23 protein-coding genes and 1 tRNA gene are annotated in these 24625 nt (G+C 62.2%); 16 read left to right on the forward strand and 8 right to left on the reverse strand.

What is annotated here, in order from left to right:
* Nucleotides 1-22: 22 nt before the first annotated feature.
* Nucleotides 23-652 (reverse strand): DUF1780 domain-containing protein, encoded by a 630-nt coding sequence (locus tag YA0848_RS27245; protein ID WP_017845475.1) that lies wholly within the window; start codon nucleotides 650-652, stop codon nucleotides 23-25.
* A 102-nt stretch (nucleotides 653-754) separates the two neighbouring features.
* Between YA0848_RS27245 and YA0848_RS27250 the strand changes: the two genes are divergently transcribed.
* The 3 genes from YA0848_RS27250 (at nucleotide 755) to YA0848_RS27260 (ending at nucleotide 2189) form a co-directional block, all read left to right on the forward strand.
* Nucleotides 755-1222, forward strand: coding sequence for a hypothetical protein (locus YA0848_RS27250; protein WP_034095829.1), 468 nt, complete (start codon nucleotides 755-757; stop codon nucleotides 1220-1222).
* Nucleotides 1219-1908: an energy-coupling factor ABC transporter permease gene (locus tag YA0848_RS27255; RefSeq protein WP_034095830.1), complete on the forward strand. Its 690-nt coding sequence runs from the start codon at nucleotides 1219-1221 to the stop codon at nucleotides 1906-1908. Before YA0848_RS27250 ends, YA0848_RS27255 begins: the two co-directional genes overlap by 4 nt.
* 65 nt (nucleotides 1909-1973) lie before the next feature.
* Nucleotides 1974-2189: a hypothetical protein gene (locus YA0848_RS27260; protein WP_003171680.1), complete on the forward strand. Its 216-nt coding sequence runs from the start codon at nucleotides 1974-1976 to the stop codon at nucleotides 2187-2189.
* Here YA0848_RS27260 and yacG read toward each other — a convergent pair.
* The 4 genes from yacG to YA0848_RS27280 are packed head-to-tail and all read right to left on the reverse strand — an operon-like array spanning nucleotide 2186 to nucleotide 5077.
* Complete coding sequence (yacG, locus tag YA0848_RS27265) at nucleotides 2186-2386, reverse strand: DNA gyrase inhibitor YacG (RefSeq protein WP_034095831.1); 201 nt, start codon at nucleotides 2384-2386, stop codon at nucleotides 2186-2188. The genes YA0848_RS27260 and yacG overlap by 4 nt on opposite strands.
* Complete coding sequence (gene coaE / locus YA0848_RS27270) at nucleotides 2383-3009, reverse strand: dephospho-CoA kinase (protein WP_169902845.1); 627 nt, start codon at nucleotides 3007-3009, stop codon at nucleotides 2383-2385. Before coaE ends, yacG begins: the two co-directional genes overlap by 4 nt.
* On the reverse strand, nucleotides 3006-3872 hold the full coding sequence (locus tag YA0848_RS27275) for a prepilin peptidase (RefSeq protein ID WP_034095833.1): 867 nt from the start codon (nucleotides 3870-3872) through the stop codon (nucleotides 3006-3008). The genes coaE and YA0848_RS27275 overlap by 4 nt, the downstream gene beginning before the upstream one ends.
* A complete protein-coding gene (locus YA0848_RS27280; protein WP_169902843.1) occupies nucleotides 3869-5077 on the reverse strand; it encodes a type II secretion system F family protein in 1209 nt (402 codons plus the stop codon). Before YA0848_RS27280 ends, YA0848_RS27275 begins: the two co-directional genes overlap by 4 nt.
* A gap of 203 nt (nucleotides 5078-5280) precedes the next feature.
* Here YA0848_RS27280 and YA0848_RS27285 point away from each other — a divergent pair, with 203 nt between their 5' ends.
* The 4 genes from YA0848_RS27285 (at nucleotide 5281) to YA0848_RS27300 (ending at nucleotide 7706) form a co-directional block, all read left to right on the forward strand.
* Nucleotides 5281-5694: a pilin gene (locus tag YA0848_RS27285; protein WP_034111719.1), complete on the forward strand. Its 414-nt coding sequence runs from the start codon at nucleotides 5281-5283 to the stop codon at nucleotides 5692-5694.
* Between the two features lie 35 nt (nucleotides 5695-5729).
* Nucleotides 5730-7130: an O-antigen ligase family protein gene (locus YA0848_RS27290; protein ID WP_047881669.1), complete on the forward strand. Its 1401-nt coding sequence runs from the start codon at nucleotides 5730-5732 to the stop codon at nucleotides 7128-7130.
* 48 nt (nucleotides 7131-7178) lie between these two features.
* Nucleotides 7179-7251 (forward strand) — tRNA-Thr (locus YA0848_RS27295).
* A gap of 149 nt (nucleotides 7252-7400) precedes the next feature.
* On the forward strand, nucleotides 7401-7706 hold the full coding sequence (locus tag YA0848_RS27300) for a DUF6388 family protein (RefSeq protein ID WP_034095837.1): 306 nt from the start codon (nucleotides 7401-7403) through the stop codon (nucleotides 7704-7706).
* Nucleotides 7707-7774: 68 nt separating this feature from the next.
* On the opposite strand, the gene nadC is transcribed toward YA0848_RS27300, so the two are convergent.
* Nucleotides 7775-8623 carry a carboxylating nicotinate-nucleotide diphosphorylase gene (gene nadC, locus YA0848_RS27305; RefSeq protein ID WP_034095838.1) on the reverse strand — a complete coding sequence of 283 codons (849 nt, stop codon included), beginning with the start codon at nucleotides 8621-8623 and terminating at the stop codon, nucleotides 7775-7777.
* A gap of 244 nt (nucleotides 8624-8867) precedes the next feature.
* Between nadC and YA0848_RS27310 the strand changes: the two genes are divergently transcribed.
* The 5 genes from YA0848_RS27310 (at nucleotide 8868) to YA0848_RS27330 (ending at nucleotide 15231) form a co-directional block, all read left to right on the forward strand.
* Nucleotides 8868-11018, forward strand: coding sequence for a DUF1631 domain-containing protein (locus tag YA0848_RS27310; RefSeq protein WP_169902841.1), 2151 nt, complete (start codon nucleotides 8868-8870; stop codon nucleotides 11016-11018).
* 61 nt (nucleotides 11019-11079) lie between these two features.
* Nucleotides 11080-11640 (forward strand): 1,6-anhydro-N-acetylmuramyl-L-alanine amidase AmpD, encoded by a 561-nt coding sequence (ampD, locus tag YA0848_RS27315; RefSeq protein WP_034111723.1) that lies wholly within the window; start codon nucleotides 11080-11082, stop codon nucleotides 11638-11640.
* Entirely contained in the window at nucleotides 11640-12476 is an 837-nt protein-coding gene (gene ampE, locus YA0848_RS27320) for a regulatory signaling modulator protein AmpE (RefSeq protein WP_034095841.1), read from the forward strand. The genes ampD and ampE overlap by 1 nt, the downstream gene beginning before the upstream one ends.
* A 1491-nt stretch (nucleotides 12477-13967) precedes the next feature.
* The gene (locus YA0848_RS36785) at nucleotides 13968-14672 is read left to right on the forward strand and encodes a methyl-accepting chemotaxis protein (RefSeq protein ID WP_371919189.1); all 705 of its coding nucleotides are present in this window, start codon (nucleotides 13968-13970) and stop codon (nucleotides 14670-14672) included.
* A gap of 127 nt (nucleotides 14673-14799) precedes the next feature.
* A complete protein-coding gene (locus YA0848_RS27330; protein ID WP_034095843.1) occupies nucleotides 14800-15231 on the forward strand; it encodes a hypothetical protein in 432 nt (143 codons plus the stop codon).
* On the opposite strand, the gene YA0848_RS27335 is transcribed toward YA0848_RS27330, so the two are convergent.
* Together YA0848_RS27335 and cra are read right to left on the reverse strand one after the other, a co-directional pair.
* A complete protein-coding gene (locus YA0848_RS27335) occupies nucleotides 15178-15954 on the reverse strand; it encodes a TatD family hydrolase (protein WP_169902839.1) in 777 nt (258 codons plus the stop codon). The genes YA0848_RS27330 and YA0848_RS27335 overlap by 54 nt on opposite strands.
* A 2-nt stretch (nucleotides 15955-15956) precedes the next feature.
* The gene (gene cra, locus YA0848_RS27340) at nucleotides 15957-16952 is read right to left on the reverse strand and encodes a catabolite repressor/activator (RefSeq protein WP_034111727.1); all 996 of its coding nucleotides are present in this window, start codon (nucleotides 16950-16952) and stop codon (nucleotides 15957-15959) included.
* Between the two features lie 294 nt (nucleotides 16953-17246).
* Here cra and ptsP point away from each other — a divergent pair, with 294 nt between their 5' ends.
* From ptsP to YA0848_RS27360, 4 genes are all read left to right on the forward strand, one after another.
* On the forward strand, nucleotides 17247-20105 hold the full coding sequence (gene ptsP / locus YA0848_RS27345) for a phosphoenolpyruvate--protein phosphotransferase (RefSeq protein WP_169902837.1): 2859 nt from the start codon (nucleotides 17247-17249) through the stop codon (nucleotides 20103-20105).
* Entirely contained in the window at nucleotides 20106-21047 is a 942-nt protein-coding gene (pfkB, locus tag YA0848_RS27350; RefSeq protein WP_169902835.1) for a 1-phosphofructokinase, read from the forward strand.
* 11 nt (nucleotides 21048-21058) lie between these two features.
* On the forward strand, nucleotides 21059-22777 hold the full coding sequence (locus YA0848_RS27355; protein ID WP_184316523.1) for a PTS fructose-like transporter subunit IIB: 1719 nt from the start codon (nucleotides 21059-21061) through the stop codon (nucleotides 22775-22777).
* Nucleotides 22778-22891: 114 nt separating this feature from the next.
* Complete coding sequence (locus tag YA0848_RS27360; RefSeq protein WP_040267233.1) at nucleotides 22892-24433, forward strand: alkaline phosphatase D family protein; 1542 nt, start codon at nucleotides 22892-22894, stop codon at nucleotides 24431-24433.
* Nucleotides 24434-24625 lie beyond the last annotated feature (192 nt).

The raw sequence follows: 24625 nt of genomic DNA on the forward strand, positions 1-24625 counted from the left end.
GCGCCACGTTACAGGGCGGGGATCAGAGGCTGATGCCCACGTCGAACACTATGCTGCGGCCCAGATTGTTGCGCAAGAAATCCGGCGCATCGGGGTGCGCGAACAGCACTCGGGCAAAGGTCGGCCCCACCAGCGACAGCGAGCGCCAGCCTTGGCGCAGGTATTCGGTCGGCGGAGGGAAGTGACTGTTAAGGTCGAGCACTTCGCGCTTGAGACTGGCGAAGGCGACGATATCCAATTCGCCCAAATCCATCCCGCGCTCTTTGTAGTTATGCGCCTTTTTGCGCAGCGTCGGCGCCAGGCGCAGCAGGAACTCATGGGCGGGGATGCGCCGTGGCTTGGCTTCGCGGCGCACCAGTTGGCTCAGGGAAAACGCGCTGCGTCGACGCAGTAACTCATCGCGCCATTCGTCGTTCAGGCGCCGCCCCTCGTCCAGTACGAAAAACACTTCGAAGCTTGCATCGCGAAACAGCACGTCCGGCGGCTCTTGGCCGGCGGCGTGGAACTCTTCGGCGCGATAGGGCACATTCAGGCCTTGCAACAGGCGCTGGCACACCCAACGCTCACGCTCCCATTTGCGGGCATTGGACAGGAAAGCATTGGCTTGTTCGGCCGCTACGGTGAGCAGGCGCAAGTAATCTGAGTCATCCATGCTTGCAGCTTAGCGTTCAAATGATGACCACAGGAAGTCCCGGTGCGAAAGGTCGGTGTAGACTGGCGGCTCTATCGATCAAGCGAGCATGAGGAGTGCGCAGTGAAGTTATTCGTAGTGCTGTTCCTGGGTCTTTTGCCGTTATGGGCCCAGGCCGTCGAAGTCGGCGAGCGCCTCGCGCCCTGGACACTGCTGGATCAGTTCGATCAGGCCTATACCCTGGATGACCAGGCGCAAATCTTGTTGGTGGCCCGCAGCATGGACGCCGCCAAAATCGTCGACGGCGCGCTGCAAGGTCAGCCCAAGGGCTATCTGGAGGCCCGTCACGGGGTATTTGTCGCCGACATTCAGCGCATGCCGCGATTGGTCGCCAGACTGTTCGCGGTACCTGCCATGCAGTCGTACAGCTACCGGGTCATGCTGGACCGGGATGCGCGCATCGCGCCGCGCTACCCGGGAGCTGTGGACAAAGTGCTGTGGCTGCAATTGGAGAGCGGCAAGTTGATTGCGCAGCATGAATACGGCTCCGCGGCTGAACTGCGCCAGGCCCTGGAGCAGGTGAAACCGTGATCAGCGCCGGCGTGCTGACAGCGCCCACCCTCGGCATCGGCTGGCTGCTGTATGCGCCGGTGCTGGCGTGGGCGGTGCTGCGTTCGCCGTGGGTTGAGTTGTTTGCCGACCGACGGCGCCAGCATTTGCTGTTCGGCACCGTGTTTGCGCTGTTTATGCTGTGGTTGGTCCGGCGCGATTTCGATACCGGCGTTTCCTATCACTTCATTGGCATGACAGCCGTAACCCTGCTGCTGGACTGGCCGCTGGCGATTGTCGGTGGTTTTGTCGCACAACTTGGTCTGATGATGCTGGGCCGTCAAGACCTGGCCGCCATCGGCATCAATGGTCTTTTGTTGATTGTGCTGCCGGTACTGATCACGGAAGGCGTCGCACTGCGGGTAGAGCGCGCGCAGCCGCGCAATCCGTTTGTGTATATCTTCTGTTCAGGGTTTCTGGCAGCAGCGCTGGCGGCATTGGCGTGCCTACTACTGGGGCTGGGACTGTTGTGGTTCGACGGTCTTTTCGCCATGCCGGAATGGTTGGAAGACTTCATCGGTTACCTGTGGCTGATCATCTTCCCCGAAGCCTTTATCAATGGCACGGTGATCAGCGCTCTGGTGGTGTTTTGTCCGGAATGGCTGGAAACCTTCAATCGCACACGCTACCTCTCGGCGCCCTGGAAGGACGACGATTCGCTGCGTTGATCCAAATCAAACACCCTGTGTCACGGCAGGCCCATGCTCTGGGAAATTTTCCAGGAGTGCGGATCATGAGTGTGTATGAGTGGGCACGGCAGGAACTTCGCAGAAGCCAGGACGCGGCACAGGAGATCGGTTTCGATCCGGGCCTGACCCTGCGTGCCATGCTGAGCGCCGTCGTGCAGCAAAGCAAGGGCGTGCGCAGTTTCGAAGACCTGGCCGACGAGCTGCAGTACCTGGCAGAAAACCTCGACGACCAGCAGGAATACGCCTTTATGCGCCCTTAGTGGCGGGGTGGGAGGTCTTCGGAGAACAGTTCGTCTTCGGCATCCGGGGCCACGGGGATCTTGTGTTCTTCGGCGGCCCAGGCCCCCAGGTCGATCAATTTGCAACGGTCCGAGCAGAATGGCCGGTTGGGGTTGGTCGCTTTCCATTCCACGGGTGCGCCGCAGGTTGGGCAGTCGACGGTCAAGGGTTGGCTCATGATCGGCCTCCACGCAAAGTAAGGTAAAAGTGGTGCAGTCGCTCGACTTCGCTGTGCAGCCAGGCGAGGTCTCTGTCATTGACCAGTACGTCGTCGGCATGGTTCAGGCGGTCTTCGCGGCTGGATTGGGCCTTGAGAATGGCCTGCACCTGCTGCTCGCTGATGCCGTCGCGCTGCAGGGTACGCTCAATCTGCAGCGATTGCGGCACGTCGATCACCAGAATGCGTTGGGTCATGCTGTACTGACCAGACTCGATCAGCAGCGGTGACACCAGAATCGCGTAAGGCGAGCGCGCCCGTGCCAGGTGGCTGCGAATTTCTTCGGCAATCAAAGGATGCAACAGCGCTTCAAGCCAGCGGCGTTCCTCGGGCACTTCAAAGATCAGTTTGCGCAGTGCGCTACGGTCCAATTGGCCGTCGGGCAACAGCACGCGATCGCCAAAGTGTTCGGCGATGCGCGCCAGCGAGGGACGGCCTGGCTCGACCACCCAGCGTGCGGCGTGGTCGGCGTCCACCGCATCGATTCCGAGATCGATAAAGTGTTGGGCTGCCGCGCTTTTGCCACTGCCGATGCCGCCGGTCAGGCCGAGTATCCACGGGGTTGGAACAGAAGAAGTGCTCATTGGAAACCGACAGACTGCAAATAGAAGTCGGTTATTTGACCACCCCAGAGCAATGCAATCCAGCCGGCAATCGCCAGATAGGGCCCAAATGGCATTGGCGTGGACACCTGGGCCTTGCGCACGCGCATCAGTATCAACCCGGCAAATACCCCAACCAGTGACGCCATCAAGAGGGTCATCGGCACGATCTGCCAACCGCCCCAGGCCCCGAGCAGGGCCAGGAGTTTGAAGTCGCCGTAGCCCATGCCGTCCTTGCCAGTGACCAACTTGAACAGCCAGAACACCGACCATAGGCTCATGTATCCGGCCACCGCTCCCCATACGGCGTCGGGCAACGGCACCAGCAGTGCAAAGCTGTTGACGATCAGACCCAGCCACATAAGCGGCAGTACCAGCACATCCGGCAGTAACTGGTGGTCGGCGTCGATCAGGCTCATCGCCAGCAAGCCCCAAGTCAGCAGCAATACTGCCCCGGCTTGCCAACCAACGCCGAAGTGCCAGGCCACGATCGCCGACAACAATCCGCAGGCAAGTTCGGTGAATGGGTAGCGCAGGCTGATCCTTGCCTTGCAGTGAGCGCAGCGGCCCTTGAGGACCAGATAGCTGAGCAGCGGAATATTTTCCCAGGGGCGGATCCCATGATCGCACTGAGGGCAGCAGGAATTTGGGCGCATCAGGTTGTAGGTCGGCCCGACGGGTTCGGCCGGTAAGCCAAGTACTTCATGGGCCTGGGCACGCCACTCCCGTGCAAGCATCTTCGGCAGGCGCCACACCAGCACATTGAGGAAACTGCCCACGATCAGCCCCAGCACCGAAGCCAGGGCGACAAAGGCCCATGGGGATTCATTCAGCAGTAGGATCAAAATGCGCTCCCCAGTTGGAAGATTGGTAAGTACATGGCAATGACCAACGACCCGACGATGCCTCCCAGCACGACCATGATCAGCGGCTCCATCAGGCTGGTGAGGTGATCGACCTGGTTATCCACTTCGGTTTCGTAGTGGCTGGCGACTTTTTCCAGCATGAAGTCCAGCGTGCCGGATTCTTCGCCGATTGCCGTCATCTGAATCGCCATCCCTGGAAACAGACCACTGGTGGCCATGGCGTGATTCAACGGCATACCTGTGGATACGTCGCGACGCATATGCTCGATTGCCTGTTTGTAGGGGGCGGAGCCCGCGGCACCCGCCACTGAATCCAGGGCCTGCACCAGCGGAACCCCTGCCGCGAAGGTGGTTGAAAGCGTACGGGCGTAGCGGGCCACGGCTGATTTTTGCAGCAGTTTGCCTGCCAGCGGTGCTTTCAACAAACCGGCGTCCAGCCAATGGCGAAAGATTGGCGATTTTCGACAGGCCTGACGCAGGCCAATAACCCCCACACCAAGCCCCAGCGCGACGATCCACCAGGCATGTTGCATGAACTCCGACAGAGCGATAACTGCGAGGGTGAAGCCCGGCAGCTTACCGTTCACTTCGGCGAACAGGCTCTGGAACTGCGGCACCACATGCACCAGCAGCACGCCAGTGACAAGCCCGGCCACGATCACGACCGCGATGGGGTAGGTCATGGCTTTTTTGATCCTGGCTTTGAGCTGTTCGCTCTTTTCGCGATGAACCGCCAGGCGCTCCAGCAGCGTCTCAAGCGCGCCGGCCTGTTCGCCGGCCGCTACCAAATGGCAGTACAGCTCATCGAAATAACGCGGTTGACTGCGTAACGCTTCAGTCAGGGTGGTGCCGGCGGCGACCTGTTGTCTCAGGCTTTGCAGCAGTTCACCCACAGGCGGCTTCTCGACACCTTCGCTGATCAGATCGAAGGCTTGCAGCAGGGGAATGCCGGCCTTCAGCAACGTGGCCAACTGGCGGGTGAACAAGGTTATGTCGGCGGCTTTGATCGGCGCGGCAAGGCCTGGCAGCCGTGGAATTGACTTGCGCACACGGTCGGGGCGGATGCCTTGTTGGCGCAGTTGCGCCTTGACCACGGCAGGGCTGCGTCCGGTGCTTTGGCCGGACACCTTGCGGCCTTTGCGGTTGATGCCTTCCCAGGTGTAGAGCGTTACAGCGTTGTTCATGTCACGGTTCCGCGCGCAGGTCGTTGAAGTTTTTCAAAGCTTAGTCACGGGCTGAAGGCGGGCAGGCTGTGGTGGTGGATAAAATGTCAGAATGTGCGTCATGCAGGCGATTGACCACCGGCGGATGAGTACACTGGCGCCGCTGCACAACGCGGGGCGCAGGAAGCGCCTTGTCATGAGTTCTATTCTGGAGAGTGAGAGTGATGCGTCAGAAAGGTTTTACCTTGATCGAGTTGTTGATCGTCGTGGCAATCATCGGCATTTTGGCCACCATTGGCCTGCCCATGTACACCACCCATCAAGCCAAGGCCAAGTTCACCGCCGGCCTGGCTGAAATCAGCGCATTGAAGGCCGGGTACGAAGACACCCTCAATCAGGGCACCGTACCTACCCTGGCATTGATCGGCGGCACCAGCCCTACCGCCAATTGCAAAATCGAGGTGACAGGGGACGTTAAAACGGGCGCGGGCGATATCCGTTGCGAGATCCTCGATGCACCGGCGCCCGTACTGGGCAAGAGCATTGTGCTGACACGCAACGCCACCAGCGGCTGGACCTGCACCACCACGGCCGAGGCCAAATACGCCGGCAAGGGCTGCGGAGCCGGCGGCGCTTAGCGGTGCCTGTACCCACAAGGACGTTGAGGTAACCGATGGTGTTATCCGTACAGCAGCGCGGCAGTATTTTCCTGGTGGTGACGGTGTGCCTGTTGGTGGTGGGGATTTGTGCACCGTTCAGTGGGCACGATCTACAGCGGGTCATGCAGATTGCCATCGGGTTTTGTGCGGTGCTGTACGGAAGCTCGATTACCCCGACCGAGCCCTGGGTGGATCGCCAGACGGCATGGGGGCTGGCGCTCATCGTGGGATTGGGCCTGGCGTCTTCGCTGCTGGCCCATCAGCCGCTTTGGGCGCTGACCGAGATGGCGCTGTTCGTCAGCTGCGCGGCAATCGCGTTAGCTTTTGCATCGCTGCGCCGTCACGGCGGCGAGCCTTTGGATCGTGTGCTGCTGCTGATCGTGGTGTTGCTGTGCCTGATCAAAACCCTCCAGTACCTGTACGCCGGCGTGCTTGCGTTCGCCAGCGGCGGGCACACGATGAACCCTGATCTGCTGTTATCCAGCTTTTCCAACAAGCGCTTTTATGGCCAGTTCCAGACATTCACGCTGCCGCTGTTGGCATTGCCTTTGCTGTTACCCACAGTCTCTCGCTCATTGCGGGGGATGGCATTTGCGTTGCTATGCGCCTGGTGGTTGATCGCGATCAGCGGCGGTACACGCGGCACCTGGCTCGGCATGGCAGTGGCGGGCATGGTCGTGGCACTGATCGGGCCATGGGGGCGGCGTTGGTTGGGTTGGCAATTGGCGGGGATGCTGAGCGGCTTGTGGATCTACTGGCTGGTGTTTACGGTGCTGGCGACCTACCTGGGAATCGACACCTCCAATGACGCCAGCGAGCGCCTCACCACTTCGCTGTCGGGGCGCGGCCCGATCTGGTGGCAGGGTTGGCACATGCTGACTGAGCGGCCGTGGTTAGGCTTCGGACCGATGCACTTTGCCGATATTGCCAACAAAGTTGCCGCCCATCCGCATCAGGCTGTTTTGCAGTGGGCCAGCGAATGGGGCGTGCCGTCGACATTGTGCGTGGCGTTTTTGGCGGCGCGCAGTGGCTGGGCCACGATTGTCGTGCTGCGTGAGCGCGCGCAGTTCAGCGAGCGTGCGGATCTACTGCGCTTATGTCTGTTCGCTGCGTTGGTCGGTGCGCTGACGCAGTCCATGGTCGACGGTGTGCTGGTGATGCCCACGTCCCAGGTTTGGCTTGCGCTGGTAGTGGGCTGGCTGATGGCGCTGCACCCTTGGCGCACACCTGTAACGGCGTCATGGCCGTTGGCCTGGCGCGCATGGAAGCTGTTGAGCGCGTTGGCCATTGCATTGCTGGTATCTGTCGCGCTGCGCGATGTGCCCCATATCAAGCAGGCCCAGCGACAGTACCTCGACACCCTGGGCAGCTACTTGCAACCGCGTTTCTGGGCGCAGGGTGTTATCGCCCGCTGAAGGCCGCGAGTTGCCGGACGCCGGATGCGGTGCTAGCTTTAGTCCACCGCCCGTGTAGCTCAGCCGGTAGAGCAGCGCACTCGTAACGCGAAGGTCGCAGGTTCGATTCCTGTCTCGGGCACAAAGGCAACACTGTTTCAAAGGCAATGTTTTCAGCTGATCCCAGAATGGTTCTGAAGGCCAGACGAGCCGGCATTCGTGCCTGTTCTTTTGTATCTGCGCAACCTGATGTCCCAGATGCATCCCCATTCCTCGATCTAAGAGAACACCATGACCACGACTGAAATGACCCAGGAAGCCCGGCACGAAGCAGCTCTTGAGCACTACCTCAAGGAATCGCCGCAGCTTAAAGAAGAGATCAAGGACCTGAGCGCCGATGATCAGCGCGACCAGATTCAGTGGGCATTCGAGGACGAGGCCGAAAGCCAGGGCCTCCAACCTTGGGAACTGACCCTCAAGTACACCTCGACACCGGAAGAGTTCGAAGCGCAACGGCTGGTCCTGCATAAGGAAGCGGCCGAGGTGCTGGGTGTGGATTGGGATGAGTATTGCGAGATGAATAACCTGGTGGTTTAGAACAGAGCGGCAAGCTGCAAGGGGCCACTCGGCTTCCTTGCAGCGTCACGCTGACCGCTTGCCGCTTTTCAGAGGCTGAGCCTCATCGACAGGTCCACCGCCTTCACGTCCTTGGTCATCGCGCCGATGGAGATGTAGTCCACCCCGGTCTCGGCAATGGGCAGCAGGGTGGTTTCATTGATGCCGCCGCTGGCTTCCAGCTTCGCCTTGCCGCCGTTCAGGCGCACGGCTTCGCGCATGTCGTCGAGGCTCAACTCATCGAGCATGATGATGTCGGCGCCCGCCGCTAATGCTTCGCGCAGTTCCTCCAGACTCTCCACTTCGATTTCCACGGGCTTGCCGGGAGCGATCTTGTGCGCCGCCGTGATGGCCTGTGCAATGCCGCCGCAGGCAGCGATGTGGTTTTCCTTGATCAGGAACGCGTCGTACAGACCGATGCGATGGTTGTGACAGCCGCCGCACGTCACCGCGTACTTCTGTGCCAGGCGCAGGCCCGGCAGAGTTTTGCGGGTGTCCAGCAATTTGACTTGAGTGCCGGCAACGAAGTCCGCCAGGTACTTCGCGCGTGTGGCGACGCCGGACAGCATCTGCAAAAAATTCAGCGCACTGCGCTCGCCGCTGAGCAGCGAGCGCGCCGGGCCTTCGAGGTGAAAAAGCGCTTGATTGGGGCTGACGCGTTCGCCATCGGCCACCTGCCAGTGCACGGCGACCCGAGGGTCCAACTGCCGGAACACCGCGTCCACCCACGCCGTGCCGGCGATCACGGCGTCATCGCGGGTAATGATGGTGGCCTTGGCCAGTCGTTCGGCCGGGATCAATTGCGCGGTAATGTCGCCGCTGCCGATGTCCTCCAGCAGTGCGCGGCGCACATTGGCTTCGATTTCGGCGGTGAGGTCGGCAAGACGGAGATTCGGCATAACAGGCTCCACAAACAAAGTGCGTCGATTATAGGGGCTGTGTGACTGGGAACCCAGCCACCCGCTCATTTGTGCGCAAATCACAGAGGGCGCTGGCGCTTGCCCCCCGGTTTGCAAGATAATCTTGCGCCTTGCAATTGGCGTCATAGCTTTGACGTCTGCTGGCGTGCAGTTATCCACAGGGTTCGATGCGGCCTATCGATGATTGTCGCCCAACTCAATACCGCCGTTTCAGGAGGCCAGGATGCACAATGACGGAAAGGTGGTGCCGATTAATAAAGCGCATGCCACGCCATCGCCGCTGGCCCGCCTGCCGGTTGTGTTGCTGCAAGTCCGCGACAAGGCGGCGCAGCAGCTGCAGCAAGGCTTGCAGGAACTCTTCGATAACGCCGACGACACGCTGTTTGAAATGGCCGACAAGGCCCGCAGCACCGTCGATCACCATATTTTCTTTGAAGCCATGCGCGACCTGCGCCTCAAGCGCAAGAACTTCGAGCGTGTATTCATGGAGCGCCTGTTTGCCGCTTTTGCCGGCCTGGGCGACACCGGGCGCAGGGAGCTGCAGTTGGTGCCAGTGGTTTCCTACGATGCGGCACCCGGTTCGTCCCATGACGCACTGGAAAAAACCGTGGCGCTCGAAGCCATGCTGGGCCGCGTCCGGCATCGCGATGGACTGGCACTGTCGCAGCTCACTGCGCGGCTGAGTGCGGTACTGGGCAATGCCCAGGATGAGCGTGAGAACCCCCTGGGCCCGGCGCTGCTGTGCGAATTTTTCTTGCAGGCGGGGCGCAGCCTGGGCGTGGAGATTCGCGTCAAACTGATCATGCTCAAGCTATTCGAGAAGTATGTCCTCAGCGATGCCGATCAACTCTACGCCGAAGCCAATCAATTGTTGGTCGCCACGGGGGTGTTGCCGGAGCTCAAGACCGTGCCTTCGCGCCGTGCCGGTGGGCGGGCCGCCCGTGAACGCTCGCGCGAAGACGCATTGCCGAGCACCGATCAACCCCTCGACGAAAACGGCCAGCAAGCCTTTGCGGCGCTGCAAGCCTTGCTCAAACCCGTGCGCGGTAGCGTGACGCCGACCCTCGAAGCCAGCGCCGAACCCCAGCCTATCGCCACGCGGGACCTGCTGCGCCTGTTGTCCCATTTGCAGCAGTACGTGCCGACGCCGGACGCCGAGGACGATTTCGACCTGTGCAACCAGCTGGAGCAATTGCTCACCCGCGTCAGTGTCAAGAGCGGCAAGTCACGGGTGGTGGAGGAGGCCGATGAAGACGTCATCAATCTGATCGCCCTGCTGTTCGAATTTATCCTCAACGACCCTACCGTCCCGGACGCTTTCAAAGCGCTGATCGCGCGCCTGCAAATCCCAATGCTCAAAGTGGCGGTGCTGGACAAGAGTCTTTTCAGCCATGCCGGCCACCCGGCGCGGCGCCTGCTGAACGAAATCGCTGCGATGGCCTTGGGCTGCAACCTGTGCGATGACTACCCGCGTGACCCTTTGTACCTGCGCATCGAGCAGGTGGTGCAGCGTTTGCTCAATGAGTTTGTCGAAGATCCGGCGATTTTTGCCCAATTGCTCGCTGAGTTCAGCGCGTTCGCCGCCGATGAGTGTCGCCGCAGCGAGTTGCTCGAACAGCACACCCGCGATGCCGAAGAAGGCCGAGTGCGCACCGAGGCGGCCCGTCAGCGGGTGGCCGAGGTGCTCAATAGGCGGCTGCTGGGCAAAGTGTTGCCCCTCGCCGTGGTGCAGTTTCTGCAACAGGCCTGGAGCCAGGTGCTGTTGTTGGCCAGCCTCAAGCACGGAGAGGAGTCGGTGCAATGGCAATCGGCGCTGCGCACCATGGACGAACTGATCTGGAGCGTCGGCCTGCAGGAAGACACCGAGGCCGGGCGGCGCTTGCTGGAGCATTTGCCCGGCTTGCTCAAGGCGCTGCGCGACGGTTTGACCAGCGCGGCGTTCGACCCTCTCAGCACCCGAGAATTTTTCGTCCGCCTCCAGGCTATGCATGTGCAGCCGGCGGACGGTGTCGACGAGCTGATCGAAGTACGCGAGCCTTTGGTATTCAGCGAGCTGCCGCCGGACTCCGCGCTCGACCTGGCGCCCAACGATCCCGACCTGCTCAAGGTTCATCAATTGCGGGTCGGCGCTTGGGTCATGTTCCAGCAGGATGGCGCCTTTACCCAGCGCTGCAAGCTCGCGGCGATCATGGCCCCGGCCAACACGTATGTGTTCGTCAGCCGCACGGGGCTCAAGGTGCTGGAAAAAAGCGTCGGCCAGCTGGCGCTGGCGTTTAAGCAGGGCGTCTTGCAGGTTCTGGACGACAGCCCGCTGTTCGAGCGTGCATTGGCTGCCGTAGTGAGTAAGCTGCGGCAACTCAATCACGGCAAGTGATCGCAACCTCGGGGTCGAACGCGGCATACTGGTCACCTGTTGCCCCATTCAAGGAACCTGTATGCAGTTGGACCCCGCCAGCGGTTGGTGCCAGGGCATTCGTCATTGCCCTTCGCCCAACTTCAATCAGCGCCCCGCAGGCGAAATCTCACTGCTGGTGGTGCACAACATCAGCTTGCCACCGGCGCAGTTCGCCACTGGCAAAGTGCAGGCGTTTTTCCAGAATCGCCTGGATGTCACGGAACATCCTTACTTTGAAGGGATTGCCGACCTACGGGTATCTGCGCATTTTCTGATTGAGCGCGACGGGACGGTGACGCAGTTTGTGTCCTGCCTTGACCGGGCCTGGCACGCCGGTGTTTCGCAGTTCGAGGGGCGGGAAACCTGCAACGATTTTTCCCTGGGCATTGAACTGGAAGGCACGGACGAGCTGCCGTTCACCGATGCCCAGTACCGTGCACTGATCGACCTGACCCGCCAATTGCAGGCGGCTTACCCTGATATCACCCCGCAACGCATTTGTGGCCACAGCGATATCGCGCCGGGACGCAAGACCGACCCCGGCCCCGCTTTTGATTGGAAGCGCTTTCGCAGCGCCCTGCAGGATGGAGGACACACCTGATGAGTTTCCTGGTACTGGTGTTGGCGGTCTGGATCGAGAAGTTTTCGGCCCTGCGTCATCGGTTGCAGCGCGATGGCGGCTGGCTGCGCGAGCTGGCCAAACTGGAATCGAGCCCACGTATGGCGCAGCGGCCTTGGTTGATTCTGACCTTGTTAGTGTTACTGCCGGTGGCATTGCTGGCGCTGTTGCTGCTGGTACTGGAACCGGTGGCCTATGGCTTACTGGCGCTGCCGGTGCACCTGCTGGTGGTGATCTACAGCCTGGGCCGTGGCGATCTGCTGGCTGATCTGGGCCCGTTCCGCGATGCCTGGCGACGCGGCGACTTGCAGGCCGCCGAGCACGTCGCCGAGCGCGACCTCAAGCTGGGCGCCGACAGCGGCGAGCAACTGCTCGATCGGGTACAGGGCCACCTGTTATGGCAGGCCTACCAGAGCTTTTTTGCGGTGATTTTCTGGTATTTCCTGCTGGGCCCGGTCGCTGCCCTGGCTTATCGCCTGTTGGCGTTGGCCAGCGAACACAGCCAGAACCCGCTGGTCGCCGAGCGCGCCGGGCAAATGCGCCACGCCTTCGACTGGTTGCCGGTACGCCTACTGGCCGCCAGTTTTGCCTTGGTGGGCAACTTTGTCGCGGTCAGCCGGGTCATGCTGCACGAGCTACTGAGCTGGGACATCAGCGCGGCCCAACTGGTGGATAAAGTCGGTCTGGCCGCCGCCGAGATACCGGCGCCGGCAGTGGGGGCCGACGGTATCAACAGCCTTGACCGCCTATGGGAACTGCTGCTGCGCGCGGCTGTGCTGTGGTATGCCGGGTTCGCCATCTGGACGGTGTTGCCGTAAAGCGCAGACCGCGTTACGTGGGAGCCCCTTCGGCTCCCACTGGCTGTTAACCTTAAGTTACAAAACTCCCTTTCAAATTGAGCTATACAGACAGAGCGCCAAATAGTGGCTTTCTGCCGCCGCCCTGCGCCCTCAATAAAAATAAAACAAAAAGGGAGTTCACCTGTGAAGAGCTTGCTCTATCCCGCCGTCGCGCTGATGAACCGCCTGAGCTTCGGCCTGAAGTTCAGCCTGATCAGTGTGTTGTTCCTGTTGCCGATGCTGGTCACCAACTATTTCCTGGTGCGCGATTCGTGGCGCGAATTCCAGGGCACCCGCGTCGAACTGCAAAGCCTCGACGTGCTCGGCAGCAGCCTGGCCCTGCGCCGTGACCTGGAAACCCTGAATAATCAGGTACAAATCAACGCCACTCTGGGCCAGTCGGGTAAGGCGGGCGACCTGGAAGGCAAGATCAGCGCCTTGGAGCAGAGCGTACTGAGCCGCTTGCAGGGCTTTACCGCGATGGCCACAGACCCCGAGCAAATCGCGGTGTTCGAGGCCAAGCGCGACGAATTGATCGGCGCGTTCAAGGCCCAGCAACAGGAAACTTCGCTGCTGAGTAAAAGCGCATTGATCGGCAAGCTGCTGAACAAGGCGCAGATGCTCGGCCAGATCGTCGCCAGTCAATCGGGCTTGAGCCGCGACCCCCAAAGCGATCTGCGCCAGCTGACTGAGTTGATCACCAGCGTTACGCCGCAGGTGACCCAAACACTGGGAGAAGGGCGGGCCATGGGCGCCTATTCGCTGGGGCAGGGGTTTCTCAACTCATCGTCCAGCACGCGCTTTGACGAACTGCTGCAGCAACTGGAAAAACTCCACGGCGAATATGGCTTGAAACTGCAGGATGCGCTGGGCTCCAGCAGTGCCGCGCACACGGCGCTCGACGGTCTGGCCAAGGCCAGTAACGCCAGCCTCAAGCAAGGCAGTGAGCTATTCGAAGAGCAGGTGGTCATGGCCGAGACCCTCGATGCGCCCTGGCAGACGTTCTACGATGCGGTCAGCCAGTTGATGGCCCAGACCTATCAACTCGATGAGGCCACCCTGGGGTTTCTTGAGCAACAGTTGCAGCATCGCCTGACGCAGAACCGCCTGCACATGGTGGTGCTGGTGTCGGCGCTGACCGCCGTGTTTTTGCTGATCTTCTACCTCTACGCCGGTTTCTATGCCTCCACGCGCACCACATTGCGACATCTGGGCACGATGATGGACAAGGTGGCGGCCGGTGATATGACCGTCTCCTTCGTGGCGCGCAGCCGCGATGAACTGGGTGACCTGGGTCAGGTGTTCAACGGCACCGTGGCGAAAATCCACGATCTGATCGAGCGCGTCGGGCACACCGTCAACCAGGTCGAGCAGCAGGCCGGTCAGGTGGAAACGGTCTCGGCGCAGAGTAACCAGGCCGTCTGCGGCCAGCGTACACAGATCGAACAGGTGGCGACGGCCATGAACCAGATGTCGTCCACCGCCCAGGAGGTGGCCCGCAACGCCGCTGCAGCCGTGAGCAGCGCCCACAGCGTCAACCAGGAGACCGTCAGCGGTCGCGGCCTGGTGCAATCCCAACAGGGCAGCATCGCGCGGTTGGCGTCGGAGATCGACCAGTCGGTACGGGTGATCAACCAATTGGCCACCGACAGCCAGGCCATCAGCACGGTGTTAGAAGTGATCAAAAGCATCGCTGAGCAAACCAACCTGCTGGCGCTCAATGCCGCGATTGAGGCGGCGCGGGCCGGTGAGCAGGGGCGCGGTTTTGCGGTAGTAGCGGATGAGGTACGTACCCTCGCGCGGCGCACGCAGCAGTCCACCGAAGAGATCGAGCAGATGATCAGTCGCTTGCACAGCGGTGTGGACGCGGCGGTCAAGGCCATGGGCAGCAGCCATGAAATGGCCAATGGCACGGTCGGGCAGTCGGAACAGGTCCAGCAGGCGTTGGAGAATATCCTCGGTGCCGTCGGCATGATCGTGGATCAGAACCAACAGATTGCGGCAGCCGTGGAACAGCAGACCGCCGTGGCCCACGATATCGACCAGAACATCGTCGAAATCAATCGCGCCGGCGAGCATGCCGCCGACGGTGCGCAGCAGACCGCTGCGGCCAGTCAACGCTTGTCATTGCAGGTGGTGGAGTTGAAACAGCTGATCGGCGCCTTCCGCGTGTAAGGCGTAGGCGTAGGACTAAAGCGTTAACGGGTGTGGTGTGCGTCTGAATTTTCCGGGGTGTCTTTTCTGGCCGCGTAGATGAGTGAGAATTTATTTCATTCAAACCGGGAGCCGGGGAGGCACCACGATGACCGCTGCACTCGGCATCAAAGGGCAATGCGCCCATTGCGATATCACCTTTGAACTCAAGCCTTGGCAATTGAATGCCATCGCCATCGAAGAGCCCTTCGACTGCCCGTATTGCCACCGGGAGCTTGAACTCAAATGCCCTCGCCAACTGCGCCATTTCAAGTCCCTGGAATATTGGGCGTTGGTGCGTCCAAGCATGGTGACGTTCACTTGCGTGGTGCTGATCGTGGCGCTGGTGGCAGAGTGGGTGGGGCTGATCAGTGTGATTGGGCAGTTCAATATTTCGCTGGTGGTGTTGCTGGTGCATTTCATGGTGTTGCGCTATGCCCGTCATCGCCAGCGCATCACCCTCAACCTGCACGCCGTCGAACCGACGCTACCAATTGAACAACTCACGCGCATTGCGTGTGCTCGCCTCGGCCAACGATAGCGGGTCGATACCCATATGCTCGGCCAGGGCCTGGCAAATGTCCGGCAAGTGCTCGGGGCTGTTGCGCTGGCCGGGGTACATGGCGGGCGGCATGTCGGGCGAATCGGTTTCCAGCACCACCGCGTCCAGCGGCAGTTGTGCCAGCACCTTGTGCATGCGCAACGCCTGGGGCCAGGTGGCGGCGCCGCCCAGGCCGAGCTTGAAGCCCAGCTTGATGTATTCGCGGGCTTCTTCGCGGCTGCCGGCAAACGCGTGAATGATGCCGCCGCGTGGCACGCGGATGCGCTTGAGCGTGTCAATCACCGCCGCATGGCTGCGACGTACGTGCAGCAGGGCAGGCAACTGAAAATCCGCCGCCAGTTGCAGTTGCGCTTCAAACAGCTGTTGCTGACGTGCGCGGTCCAGGTGTTCGAGGAAGTAATCCAGACCGATCTCGCCCACCGCGCAGAGTTGCCGATGGCCTTGCAGGCGGGTCAGCCAGTCACCTAATGCCCTCAGATCGGCGGGGCGGTGATCGTCCAGATACACCGGATGCAGGCCGAACGCAGCGAACAGGCCTTCATCCGTCTGCACCAAATCCCACAACCGCTGCCAATTCTGCTGATACACCCCCAGCACCACCATGCGCTGCACGCCCAGCTCGCGGCTGTGGGCGAGGACTTCCCGGCGGTCGCTGTCGAATTCCGGGAAATCAAGGTGCGTGTGGGTGTCGATCAGCGTCACGTTCACGCCTCGTGAATACGCTGCTTGAAGGTGCGGCCGATGGCGTGTACGCCCGGTTGGTACTGCTCTTCTTCGATGGCGGCCAGGGCCAGGCGCAGCGCGGTGTCGGCGATCAACTGATGCTGCTGGGCCATGGCGTTGACCGGCAGCGGCAGGAAGTCCAGCAGTTGGGTGTCGCCAAACGTGCCCAGGCGCAGGGGCCGTGATTTGAGCGGGTAGTCGTGCAGTGCGTCGAACACCCCTTGGAGCAGCACGTAGGACGTCGTCACCAGCGCGTCAGGCAAATGGCCCAGCCGCTGCAGCAATTGCTCCATCAGCTGTCGGCCACAATCGCGGCTGAAGGCTTCGCCGTGTTCGATGAGCATCTCGCCGGTAAAGCCTTTCAACGCTTGCTGAAAACCGGCGGCGCGTTCCTGGCTGATACTCAGCTCGGGCCGCGCGCCGATCAGCACAATCTGTTTAGGCAACGGTTGCAGCAGGCTGCTGGTCAGTTGCTGGCAGGCCTGGCGGTCGTCGCTGACCACCGAACAGAACTGCGCCGGCTCCATCACCCGGTCGATGGCGATTACCGGCAGGCCTTTGGCTTGCAGCTCGCGGTAGCTGTCGTCGCTGGTGGGCAGGCAACTGGCCACGAACAGCGCATCGCACCGCCGGGCGCGGAACAGTTGCAGCAATTGCCGTTCGCTGTCGGCATCGTCGTCGGAGCTGGCGATCAACAATTGATAGCCACGCGCGCGCGCGCCTTGCTCCAGCAATTTGGCGATACGCGCGTAACTGGGGTTTTCCAGGTCGGGCAGAATAAAGCCCAACGTGCGCGTGTGCCGGCTGCGTAGCCCGGCGGCCTGGGGATTGGGGGTAAAGCCGTGGGCCTCTACCACCGCACGCACTCGTTCGACGGTGGCGTGGCTGATGCGTTGTTGGGCGGCTTTGCCGTTGATGACATAACTGGCGGTGGTAACGGACACACCGGCCAGACGTGCGATATCACTGAGTTTCAAACCGGGATTTCCTTGTTTTTTGGAGCTTGCCCCGACATTTTGTCCAATCGTAACCGATTACGGCACACGACCAATGTCCCAGCTCAATCGCCGAGTGGTCCTTCAAGGATGCACAATTAACGCGTAATCTGCCTTAAATTCTAGATTAAACGTTTCAGCCAGCGTATTTTTACGACGTTCGCGACCGAGCGGCTCCTGCCAACTGACCGCTCAGTCAGTAGTTTTCAAACACCCCTACACTGTTTTATTCAAAACAATACCTAGTGCGCCCAGCGCACTAACTAGGAGAACGGCATGCTTGAGCTCACTGTAGAGCAGATATCCATGGGCCAGGTGGCTGTGGATAAATCTGCTGCCTTGCACCTGCTCGCTGACACACTGGTGGCCGACGGTCTGGTCGCCGAGGGCTATCTGAGTGGCTTGCAAGCCCGTGAAGCCCAGGGCTCGACGTTTCTCGGCCAAGGTATTGCAATCCCCCACGGCACGCCTGAAACCCGCGACCAGGTGTTTGCCACCGGCGTGCGTCTGCTGCAGTTCCCCGAAGGGGTGGACTGGGGCGACGGCCAGATCGTGTATTTGGCCATTGGCATTGCCGCTCAATCCGACGAACACCTTCGCCTGCTGCAATTGCTGACCCGCGCCCTCGGCGAGACCGACCTGGGTGAGGCGCTGCGTCGCGCCGCCTCCGCAGAAGCTCTGCTGAAATTGCTGCAGGGTGCACCGCAGGAGCTGGCGCTGGATGCACAGATGATCAGCCTGGGCGTGTCCGCCGACGATTTTGAAGAGCTGGTATGGCGTGGCGCCCGCCTGCTGCGCCAGGCCGATTGCGTCAGCAACGGCTTCGCCGCCGTATTGCAACAGGTCGATGCGCTGCCCCTGGGCGACGGCCTGTGGTGGCTGCACAGCGAGCAGACCGTCAAACGTCCGGGCCTGGCGTTCGTCACCCCGGACAAACCCATGCGTTACCTGGGCCAACCGCTCACGGGCCTGTTTTGCCTGGCCAGCCTGGGCGAAGCGCACCAGGCCTTGCTTGAGCGTTTGTGCGCGTTGCTGATCGAAGGCCGTGGCCAGGAACTGGGCCGCGCCACCAGCAGCCGCGCGGTGCTTGAAGTATTGGGCGGCGAACTGCCGCCGGACTGGCCGAGCGCGCGCATCACCCTGGCCAACGCCCATGGCCTGCACGCGCGGCCGGCGAAGATCCTGGCGCAGTTAGCCAAGAGTTTTGACGGCGATATCCGTGTGCGCATCATCGATGGTCCGGCCACCGCGGTGTCGGTCAAAAGCTTGAGCAAGCTGCTCAGCCTCGGCGCCCGCCGTGGCCAGGTGCTGGAGTTCGTTGCCGAACCCGGCATTGCCGGTGATGCGCTGCCGGCACTGCTGGCCGCGGTGGAGGAGGGGCTCGGTGAAGAGGTCGAGCCGCTGCCGACCGTCAGCGCGCCCCCCGAAACCCTGGACCTCGAACCGCTGCTCAGCGCACCGGCCTCCGGTAGCCAGATCCAGGCTATCGCTGCGGCGCCGGGGATTGCCATTGGCCCCGCTCATGTCCAGACCCAGCAGGTGTTCGACTACCCACTGCGCGGCGAGTCACCGGTGATCGAGCGTCAGCGTCTGCATGCCGCCCTGACCGACGTGCGCCGCGATATTCAGGGGCTGATCGAGCGCAGCCCATCCAAAGCGATCCGCGAGATTTTCATCACCCACCAGGAAATGCTCGACGACCCGGAACTGACCGACGACGTCGACACTCGCCTTAAGCAAGGCGAAAGCGCCGAAGCCGCGTGGATGAGCGTGATCGAAGCCGCCGCCAAACAGCAGGAGTCGTTGCAGGACGCCTTGCTCGCCGAGCGTGCCGCCGACCTGCGGGATATCGGCCGTCGCGTGCTGGCGCAACTGTGCGGCGTCGAAACCGCCCAAGAGCCGAATGAGCCGTACATCCTGGTGATGGACGAGGTCGGCCCGTCCGATGTGGCGCGCCTGGACCCGGCGCGCGTCGCCGGTATCCTCACCGCTCGCGGTGGCGCCACGGCCCACAGCGCCATCGTCGCGCGTGCCCTCGGTATCCCCGCGCTGGTCGGTGCTGGCGCCGCCGTCTTGCTGGTCGCCGCCGGCACGCCGCTGTTGCTCGATGGCCAGCGCGGCCGCCTGCATGTGGACCCCGATGCCGCCACCCTGCAACGGGCTACCGTCGAGCGCGATACCCGTGAACAACGCCTGCAAGCGGCCTCCGCCCAGCGCCATGAAACAGCTCTTACACGCGACGGGCATGCCGTGGAAGTGTTCGCCAATATCGGCGAAAGCGCCGGTGTCGCCGCAGCGGTGGAGCAGGGCGCCGAAGGCATCGGTTTGTTGCGCACCGAACTGATTTTTATGGCTCACCCACAAGCGCCGGATGAAGCCAGCCAAGAAGCCGAGTACCGCCGCGTTCTCGACGGCCTCGGTGGGCGCCCGTTGGTGGTGCGCACCCTCGACGTGGGCGGCGACAAACCGTTGCCTTACTGGCCGATTGCCGAGGAAGAAAACCCTTTCCTGGGCGTGCGTGGCATTCGCCTGACCTTGCAACGCCCGCAGATCATGGAAGCGCAGCTGCGCGCGCTGTTGCGTTCGGCGGATAACCGCCCGCTGCGCATTATGTTTCCCATGGTCGGCAGCGTCGATGAGTGGCGCGCCGCCCGAGACATGACCGAGCGCCTGCGCCTGGAAATCCCGGTGGCCGACCTGCAACTGGGGATCATGATCGAAGTACCGTCGGCCGCCTTGCTGGCGCCGGTGCTGGCCAAGGAAGTGGACTTCTTCAGTGTCGGCACCAACGACCTGACCCAATACACGCTGGCCATCGACCGTGGCCACCCAACCTTATCTGCCCAAGCCGATGGCTTGCACCCGGCGGTGTTGCAGTTGATCGATATCACCGTGCGCGCCGCCCATGCCCACGGCAAATGGGTCGGCGTGTGCGGCGAACTGGCGGCGGACCCGCTGGCAGTGCCGGTGCTGGTGGGCTTGGGAGTGGACGAACTGAGCGTGTCGGCGCGCAGCATTCCCGAAGTGAAGGCGCGTGTGCGCGAATTCAGTCTGAGCCAGGCCCGGAGCCTGGCACAACAAGCGCTGGCGGTGGGTTCCCCCGCCGATGTGCGAGCCCTCGTGGAGGCGGTGTAAATGGCAAGGATTCTGACCCTGACGCTGAACCCGGCGTTGGATCTCACGGTGCGCTTGGCCCGCCTGGAACCGGGTGAAGTCAACCGCAGCGAAACCCTGCTGACCCATGCCGCCGGCAAGGGCGTGAATGTGGCGCAGGTGCTGGCCGATCTGGGGCATCAATTGACCGTGGGCGGTTTTCTCGGTGCGGACAACCCGCAAGCCTTTGACGCGCTGATCGCTCGTCGCGGTTTTGCCGACGCGTTTATCCGCGTGCCGGGGGAAACCCGCAGCAATATCAAAATCGCCGAGCAGGACGGTCGTGTCACCGATATCAACGCGCCGGGCCCGCAGGTGAGCGAGCAGGCGCAACAGGCCTTGCTCAACCAGCTCACTCTGATCGCTCCCGGTCACGATGCGGTGGTGGTCGCCGGCAGCTTGCCGCGCGGCGTCAGTGCGCAGTGGTTGCACCATGTGTTGGTGCAGTTGAAAGGCCTCGGTTTGAAGGTTGCCCTGGACACCAGTGGCGAGGCGCTGCGTGCCGGTTTGCGAGCCGGCCCGTGGTTGGTCAAGCCGAACACCGAAGAACTGGCCGATGCCCTCGATTGCCCCACCGACACCCTCGAACAGCAGCGCCAGGCCGCGCAGCGCCTGCACGCCCAGGGGGTGGAACATGTGGTGGTATCCCATGGCGCCGACGGTGTGAACTGGTTCAGCCCGACGCTGGCGCTGCATGCCACGCCGCCCAAGGTCAGCGTGGCCAGCACCGTGGGTGCCGGGGATTCGTTGCTGGCCGGCATGTTGCACGGTCTGCTCAGTGGCGAGGGCCCCGAACAGACCCTGCGCCGTGCCACGGCGATTGCCGCGATGGCGGTGACGCAGATCGGTTTCGGCATCAGCGATGACGCGCAGTTGGCGCATCTGCAAAGCGGCGTCGATGTACGCCCGCTCACAGAACAATAAGAGGGTTAGTCATGAAGTTAGCCATTGTTACTGCCTGCCCCAACGGCATGGTCACCAGTGTGCTGTGCGCCCGCTTGCTGGACGCCGCCGCGCAGCGCCAAGGCTGGAGCACCAGTGTCGAAGTGGTGGATGTGCAGCACCCCGAGCGCGCGCTATCCGACGCGACCCTGGCCGCCGCCGAGTGGGTGTTGCTGGTCAGCAGCACGCGGGTGGATATGCAGCGCTTCATCGGCAAGCGCGTGTTCCAAAGTACGCCGGCCCAGGCGTTGGCGGATGTGGAAGCGGTGTTGCGTCGCGGTGCTGAAGAGGCTCAGGTGTATGTCGCCAGCCAGGCGCCGGTCGCGGCAAAGAATGCCCCACGCATCGTCGCCGTCACCGCGTGCCCGACCGGCGTGGCCCATACCTTTATGGCTGCCGAAGCCTTGCAGCAGACGGCCAAGCGCCTGGGTTACGACTTGCAGGTCGAGACCCAAGGTTCGGTGGGCGCACGTACGCCGCTGAGCGCCGACGCTATCGCCAATGCCGATGTGGTGCTGTTGGCGGCTGATATCGAAGTGGCTACCGAACGCTTCGCCGGCAAGAAGATTTACCGTTGCGGCACCGGCATTGCTCTCAAGCAATCCGAAGCGACCCTGAACAAAGCCCTGGCCGAAGGCGCTGTGGAAAGCGCCGCCGGTGCGCCGGTAGCCAAGTCGGAAAAGACCGGCGTCTACAAGCACTTGCTCACCGGTGTGTCGTTCATGTTGCCGATGGTGGTGGCGGGCGGCTTGCTGATCGCTCTGTCGTTTGCGTTCGGCATTCATGCGTTCGAACAGGAAGGCACCTTGGCGGCGGCGTTGAAAACCGTCGGCAACAGCGCGTTTACCTTGATGGTGCCGCTGCTGGCCGGTTATATCGCCTATTCGATCGCCGACCGTCCGGGGATCGCGCCGGGCATGATTGGCGGCCTGCTGGCCGGCACCTTGGGCGCGGGTTTTATCGGCGGCATTTTTGCCGGTTTCCTGGCCGGTTACTGCGTCAAAGGCGTCACGCGCGTGGTGCGTCTGCCGCAAAGCATGGAAGCTCTCAAACCGATCCTGATCATCCCGTTGCTGGCGAGCCTATTCACCGGCCTGGCGATGATCTACCTGGTGGGCCCGCCGGTGGCGCGCATGCTCAGCGGCTTGACTGAATTCCTCAGCACCATGGGCACCACCAACGCGGTGCTGCTGGGCATTCTGCTGGGCGGCATGATGTGCGTGGACCTGGGCGGGCCGATCAACAAAGCGGCGTATGCGTTTTCCGTCGGCTTGCTGGCCGCCCACAGCGGCGCGCCGATGGCCGCGACCATGGCCGCCGGCATGGTGCCGCCCATCGGCATGGGCATCGCCACGTTTCTGGCGCGGCGCAAATTCGCCCAGACCGAACGCGAAGCCGGCAAAGCCGCGATGATCCTCGGGATGTGTTTTATCTCCGAGGGCGCGATCCCTTTCGCCGCCAAAGACCCGTTGCGCGTGATCCCGGCAAGCATCGCCGGCGGTGCGTTGACCGGCGCGCTGTCGATGTATTTCGGCTGCGTACTGGCCGCGCCCCACGGTGGTTTGTTTGTGCTGGTGATCCCGAATGCCATCAACCATGCGTTGCTGTATCTGCTGGCGATCGTTGCGGGCAGCCTGCTGACCGGGGTGGTGTATGCGCTGATCAAACGGGCGGAAGTGGTGGAGCTGAGCGTCGCGCCGGCCAACGCCTGACACGGTCTGGCAGGGCCCGAAATTGTGGGGAGGCAAGCCTCTCCCACAGAGTGTCACACCCGCTTCATCCCCGCGTGGTTAAGTGCCTCTTTTGAGACTCAAGAGGGCACCTGCATGAGCCACTTCGATCTGGGCCGTCGTCGCGTGATGCAAGCCGTCGGCGCCGGTCTGTTATTGCCGGGCCTGGCGCCGGCGGTGATCGCGTCGGTCAAGGACCGGCCGCAACTTACCGATGGGGTGCAGTCCGGCGATCTACTGGGCGACCGCGCGATGATCTGGAGCCGCAGCGACCGGCCCGCGCGGATGGTGGTGGAATGGGACACCCGCAGCGTGTTCAGCAACCCGCGCCGTTTTGTTTCGCCGCTGGCCGACAACCGCACCGACTTCACCGCCCGCGTTGAACTGACTGGGTTGCCTGCCGACCAGGCGGTTTTCTATCGCGTGCATTTCGAAGACGCCCAGAGCGGCGTGGCCAGCGAGCCCTGGTTCGGCCACCTGCGCAGCGTGCCGCAACAGCGCCGCGACATTCGCTTTGTATGGAGCGGCGACACCGTCGGCCAAGGCTTCGGCATCAACCCGGACATCGGTGGCATGCGCATCTACGAAGCCATGCGCTTGCGTCTGCCGGACTTCTTTATCCACAGCGGCGACACCATCTACGCCGACGGCCCGGTGCCGGCGCAACTGGCCACTGAAGGCGGGCGTATCTGGCGCAATATCACCACCGAGGCCAAGAGCAAAGTCGCCGAGACCCTGGACGAATACCGTGGCAACTACCGCTACAACCTCATGGATGAAAACGTGCGCCGCTTCAACGCCGAAGTACCGCAGATCTGGCAGTGGGACGACCACGAAGTGATCAACAACTGGTCGCCGAGCAAGCAATTGGACGAGCGCTACCAGACCCGCGACATCAACACGCTGGTGGGCCGCGCGCGCCAGGCCTGGCTGGAATATTCGCCGATGCGCCGCCAAAGCGCCGACGGCGGCGGGCGCATCTATCGCAAGCTCAGTTATGGCCCGCTGCTGGATGTATTCGTGCTCGATATGCGCAGCTACCGTGGCCCCAACGATGACAACCTGGGGGCGGCCAAGCCGTTTCTGGGGCGAGAGCAATTGGACTGGCTCAAGAGCGAACTCAAGGGCTCCAAGGCGCAATGGAAAGTCATCGCCGCCGACATGCCCATCGGCCTGGGCGTGCCCGACGGTGAAGTCAGCCCCGGCGTGCCGCGTTGGGAGGCCATCGCAAATGGTGAGCCGGGCCCGGCCCAAGGCCGCGAGCTGGAAATCGCCGAACTGCTGGCGTTCCTGCGTGCGCAGCAGGTACGCAACCATGTGTGGCTGACGGCAGACGTGCACTACTGCGCGGCGCATCACTACCACCCGGATCGCGCGGCGTTCCAGGATTTCGAGCCGTTCTGGGAGTTTGTCGCCGGGCCGTTGAACGCTGGCAGCTTCGGGCCCAATCCGCTGGATAAAACGTTTGGGCCTGAAGTGGTGTTCGAAAAAGCGCCACCGGCACAGAACACTTCGCCGTTTGCCGGGTTTCAGTTTTTTGGCGAGGTGAATATTGATGGCCAGACGGGAGAGTTGACGGTGATCCTGCGCGACTTGGATGGAGTCTCAGTATTCGAACAGAAGTTGCAACCCACCTGACTTGAAATGCAGTCCCACTGTGGGAGGAGGCTTGCCCCCGATGGCGGTGTGACAGTTAATTATCAGACGACTGATCCACCGCTATCGGGGGCAAGCCCCCTCCCACAGTGGATCGCGCGGCGTTCCAGGATTTCGAGCCGTTCCGGGAGTTTGTTGCCGGACCTGAAGTGGTGTTCGAAAAAGCGCCACCGG

Source organism: Pseudomonas sp. S4_EA_1b, from assembly GCF_016307435.1.
GTDB lineage: Bacteria > Pseudomonadota > Gammaproteobacteria > Pseudomonadales > Pseudomonadaceae > Aquipseudomonas > Aquipseudomonas rhodesiae.

Coding starts and splice junctions, on each gene's coding strand:
- YA0848_RS27245 (WP_017845475.1), bottom strand. CDS start 652: ATGGATGACTCAGATTACTTGCGCCTGCTCACCGTAGCGGCCGAACAA.
- YA0848_RS27260 (WP_003171680.1), top strand. CDS start 1,974: ATGAGTGTGTATGAGTGGGCACGGCAGGAACTTCGCAGAAGCCAGGAC.
- yacG (WP_034095831.1), bottom strand. CDS start 2,386: ATGAGCCAACCCTTGACCGTCGACTGCCCAACCTGCGGCGCACCCGTG.
- coaE (WP_169902845.1), bottom strand. CDS start 3,009: ATGAGCACTTCTTCTGTTCCAACCCCGTGGATACTCGGCCTGACCGGC.
- YA0848_RS27280 (WP_169902843.1), bottom strand. CDS start 5,077: ATGAACAACGCTGTAACGCTCTACACCTGGGAAGGCATCAACCGCAAA.
- YA0848_RS27285 (WP_034111719.1), top strand. CDS start 5,281: ATGCGTCAGAAAGGTTTTACCTTGATCGAGTTGTTGATCGTCGTGGCA.
- YA0848_RS27290 (WP_047881669.1), top strand. CDS start 5,730: ATGGTGTTATCCGTACAGCAGCGCGGCAGTATTTTCCTGGTGGTGACG.
- YA0848_RS27300 (WP_034095837.1), top strand. CDS start 7,401: ATGACCACGACTGAAATGACCCAGGAAGCCCGGCACGAAGCAGCTCTT.
- nadC (WP_034095838.1), bottom strand. CDS start 8,623: ATGCCGAATCTCCGTCTTGCCGACCTCACCGCCGAAATCGAAGCCAAT.
- YA0848_RS27310 (WP_169902841.1), top strand. CDS start 8,868: ATGCACAATGACGGAAAGGTGGTGCCGATTAATAAAGCGCATGCCACG.
- ampD (WP_034111723.1), top strand. CDS start 11,080: ATGCAGTTGGACCCCGCCAGCGGTTGGTGCCAGGGCATTCGTCATTGC.
- ampE (WP_034095841.1), top strand. CDS start 11,640: ATGAGTTTCCTGGTACTGGTGTTGGCGGTCTGGATCGAGAAGTTTTCG.
- YA0848_RS36785 (WP_371919189.1), top strand. CDS start 13,968: ATGTCGTCCACCGCCCAGGAGGTGGCCCGCAACGCCGCTGCAGCCGTG.
- YA0848_RS27330 (WP_034095843.1), top strand. CDS start 14,800: ATGACCGCTGCACTCGGCATCAAAGGGCAATGCGCCCATTGCGATATC.
- ptsP (WP_169902837.1), top strand. CDS start 17,247: ATGCTTGAGCTCACTGTAGAGCAGATATCCATGGGCCAGGTGGCTGTG.
- pfkB (WP_169902835.1), top strand. CDS start 20,106: ATGGCAAGGATTCTGACCCTGACGCTGAACCCGGCGTTGGATCTCACG.
- YA0848_RS27355 (WP_184316523.1), top strand. CDS start 21,059: ATGAAGTTAGCCATTGTTACTGCCTGCCCCAACGGCATGGTCACCAGT.
- YA0848_RS27360 (WP_040267233.1), top strand. CDS start 22,892: ATGAGCCACTTCGATCTGGGCCGTCGTCGCGTGATGCAAGCCGTCGGC.